The sequence below is a fragment of the Nocardiopsis sp. TNDT3 genome, assembly GCF_003427465.1.
Lineage (GTDB): Bacteria > Actinomycetota > Actinomycetes > Streptosporangiales > Streptosporangiaceae > Nocardiopsis > Nocardiopsis dassonvillei.
Genome location: NZ_QPFC01001427.1, coordinates 1 through 3,451 on the forward strand (window position 1 = coordinate 1; position 3,451 = coordinate 3,451).

3 protein-coding genes are annotated in these 3,451 nt (G+C 70.7%); 2 read left to right on the top strand and 1 reads right to left on the bottom strand.

Going from position 1 to position 3,451, the window contains the following annotated elements:
* The coding region (gene fxsT, locus DQW06_RS28525) for an FxSxx-COOH system tetratricopeptide repeat protein (protein ID WP_117199642.1) at positions 1 to 2,523 on the top strand (2,523 nt) is incomplete at its 5' end.
* Positions 2,524 to 2,725: 202 nt separating this feature from the next.
* Here the strand turns inward: fxsT and DQW06_RS28530 are convergent.
* Positions 2,726 to 2,941 (bottom strand): DUF397 domain-containing protein, encoded by a 216-nt coding sequence (locus tag DQW06_RS28530; protein WP_013155600.1) that lies wholly within the window; start codon positions 2,939 to 2,941, stop codon positions 2,726 to 2,728.
* A 146-nt stretch (positions 2,942 to 3,087) separates the two neighbouring features.
* Between DQW06_RS28530 and DQW06_RS28535 the strand changes: the two genes are divergently transcribed.
* A complete protein-coding gene (locus DQW06_RS28535; protein ID WP_117199643.1) occupies positions 3,088 to 3,408 on the top strand; it encodes a CU044_2847 family protein in 321 nt (106 codons plus the stop codon).
* Positions 3,409 to 3,451: the final 43 nt, after the last annotated feature.

Consider the following 3,451-nt stretch of genomic DNA (forward strand, 5'->3'; position numbering starts at 1 on the left):
CGGAGGCGCCAGTCCCGGACCCGGCCCCTGGCCAAGCTCCGCGGCGTGCCTCCGCACAACCTCAACTTCACGGGGCGCGAGAAGATCCTCGAACGCGTCCACGGTCTGCTGGAGGAGTCCTCGGGCGGGATCTACCTGCTGTCGGGCGGGGGCGGCATCGGCAAGACCCAGATCGCCACCGAGTACGCGCACCGGTACCGGGACAGCTACGACCTGATCTGGTGGGTCCCCGCCAACAGCCCCGCCGACATCCAGCAGTCCTACATGCACCTGGCCCGGCACCTGGGCCTGGCCGAGGACGGCGGCAACCTGGAGAAGACCGCCCAGCGCGTCCGGGACGTGCTGGAGAGCGACCCCGAGGTGGGGCGCTGGCTCCTCATCCTGGACGACGTCTCCAACCTGGACCAGCTGGGCGGGGGCGAACTTCCGACCGACGGCCCCGGCGACATCATCATCACCTCCCGCGACCAGAGCTGGATCCCCAGCGGGCGCAGCGAGGGTTCGGTCGTGCCGAGCCTGACCCCGCAGGAGAGCGTCGCGCTGCTCCGCAAGGTCTGCCCCCAGGGGCTGGAGGACGACGATGACGCCCTCCGGATCGCCGAGCGCCTGGAGCACCTGCCCCTGGCGCTGGCGCAGGTCGGCGCCTACCTGCGCGACTCCCTGATGAGCGTCGAGGACTTCCTCCAGCTGATCCAGGACAAGTTCGACGACCTGGTCACGCACGTGGAGTCGGAGGACCTGTACCCCCTGCCGCTGGCCGCCGCCTGGAACATGCAGCTCGACGACCTGAGGCGCGGCACCGGGGGCGACCGCGCGCTCAAGCGGATGGTCCGCGAGTTCGTCCAGCTGTGCTCGTTCTTCGGCCCCCGCCCGCTGGCGCGCACCCTCTTCCACCGGGCCCGGGGCCTGAGCGCCAACCCCGAGCTGGCGCAGATCCTGGGCAACGAGATGGCCCTGTCCCGGGTGCTGCGCTACGTGAGCAGGCACAGCCTCGCCGAGTTCGACCGGTCCAAGCACACCTTCCAGATGCACGTCACCTTCCAGACCGTCGTGCAGAGCACGCTCGGCGACGAGGAGCGGGTGCGCTACCGGGACCTGGCCCACCGCCTGCTGGCGCAGAGCGACCCCCTCGGCCCCGAGCTGCCGCAGAACTGGCCCGAGTACCAGCTGCTGCTGACCCACGTGACCGCCTCCGAGGCGTGGCGCAGCCACGACCCGCAGGTCCGCGGCCTCGTCCACAACGTGATCGTGTACCTGGTGGAGACGGGCAACGACGACGCGACGCTGGAGCTGGCGGACCGCGCCATCGAGGCCTGGTACGACGACATCCCGCAGCGGTTCCAGGTCCAGCTGCTGCGCGCCAGGGTCCTGCGCCTGCGGGGCGACAACGAGGTCGCCCTCGCCGAGGCGGAGCGGATGTACGCCGAGCAGTCGGAGCTGGAGGGCCCCGAGAGCGAGGAGGCCCTGGAGGCGCGGCGGGCCCGGGCCATCGCGCTGAGCAACCTCGGCCACTACGACGAGGCCCTGGCCATGTTCGAGGACATCCACCGGACCAGGACCGCGCTGTTCACCGAGGACGACGAGAACACCCTGGTCATCGCGCACGACATCGGGGACTGCCTGCGCCGTCTGGGCCGCTTCCAGGACGCCCTGGACCTGGACCGCCGCACCCTCGAACAGCGCAAGTACCTGTTCGGGTCGAACGGCATCCCGACCCTGCGCTCCCGGCTGTCGGTCGGACTCGGCCTCATGGCCCTCGGACACCTGGAGGAGGCCCGGGAGGCCCTGGAGGACTGCCAGCGGCGCTTCGAGGCCACCGAGGCGGACGCCAGCGCGCACACCTCGGAGATCCCGATCTTCCTCTCCGTGGTCAACCGCAGGCTCGGCGCCCACGGGTCGGCCCTGGAACTGTCCCAGCGGGCAGTGGACGCCAACACCTCGCGCCACCGGCCGCACTCCCGGGTGACACTGCACGTCAACAGCATCCACATGGTGAACCTGGCCTTCGCCGAGCGGGTGGCCGAGGCCAAGAGCCTGGCCGACGACCTCCTGGAGCACATGGACGCCGTGTACTCCGGCCGCCACCTCTTCCCGTGGGCCTCACGGGCCAACGCGGCGATCGTGCTGCGGATGGCGGGCGAGTACGAGCGGGCGTACGCGCTCGACGTCGAGGCCCGGCAGGAGATCCTGCGGCTCTTCCCGGACGCGCGGATCACCGTCGCCGCGGTCGAGGTGAACCTGGGCAGCGACCTGTTCGCCCTGGGGCGGCTCAAGGAGGCCCGGGCCCAGGACGCGGCCAGTGTGGAGCTGTGCCGGGAGGTCCTCGGCGAGCACAACCTCTTCCTGACCACCGCCCGGCGCAACCTGCTGATCAGCCGCCGGGCACTGGGCGAGGACGTCCGGGAGGAGTGGGCGGCCCTGCGCGACCACTACACCGCCCGGTTCGGCCCGGACCACCGGTTCGTGACCACGATGGCGGAGTACGCCCGGCTGGACACCGACATCGTCCCGGTCCGGACCTGAGGCCGGAGACCGCCGCGCGGCACCCCGGACCGCTCTCCGGGGTGCCGGGACGTGCCTGAACACGGTGCCGTCAGGGCGTCGGCGCGCCCCGGGGAGAGGCGGGGAATCCCTTTCCCGTGTCCGGGCCGGGAGGGAAAGGGGAGTCGGGGAACGGCGCCCCCTTTGCCGTCCCGGAAATATCCGGGACCGGTTTCCGGGGTTCTCAGGACAGGGACGCCAGCAGCGACAGCCACTCGCCGGCGCCGAACCGCAGCGTGTGCCCGTCCGGATGGTGGGAGTCGCGGAACAGGATCCGGCCCGGTTCCCCCAGGGAGGCCTCGCAGCACGAACCCGCGTCCGAAGACATCGACGACTTGCGCCACCCGGTACCGTCGCGTCCGTCGCGCCAGCGGGCACGCGCGTCGTTTCGCCCGGTCATAACTGGTTCGCCCCACCGTTTCCTCCGCACGGACGGCAGCGGAATCTCGTCTTTTGCGGACACTTCCCAGTATTTTACTTTCCGAGCTCTCCCACAGGAATAGCTTTACCCCTCGCCAAGGAACGTATGAGGTCAAAGTGAACAAAGTGATCGACTTCGTCACCGACGACGGCACCGTGGTCAGTATCGAGTCCGTACCCGCCCGGCGGGAGGGGGCCGCCAACGTCTCCAGGAGGTCCGAGGAGGCCACCGGCGACAGGCGGCTCGACGACGTCCTGCTGCGGATCCGCAAGGTCGCCGAGGCGGTGTCCGGGCAGTTGCGGGAACTGTCCTCCTCCTCGCTCGCCCCCTCCGAGACCGAGGTGGAGTTCGGGGTGAGCGTGACCGCCGAGGCCGGGGCCGTGGTCGTCAAGGGGAGCGCGGAGGCCACCTTCAACATCAGGATGACCTGGTCGGACAAGGGCTGAGCGCACACGGCGGTGGCCCGGGTCGCGCGCCACGACCCGGGCC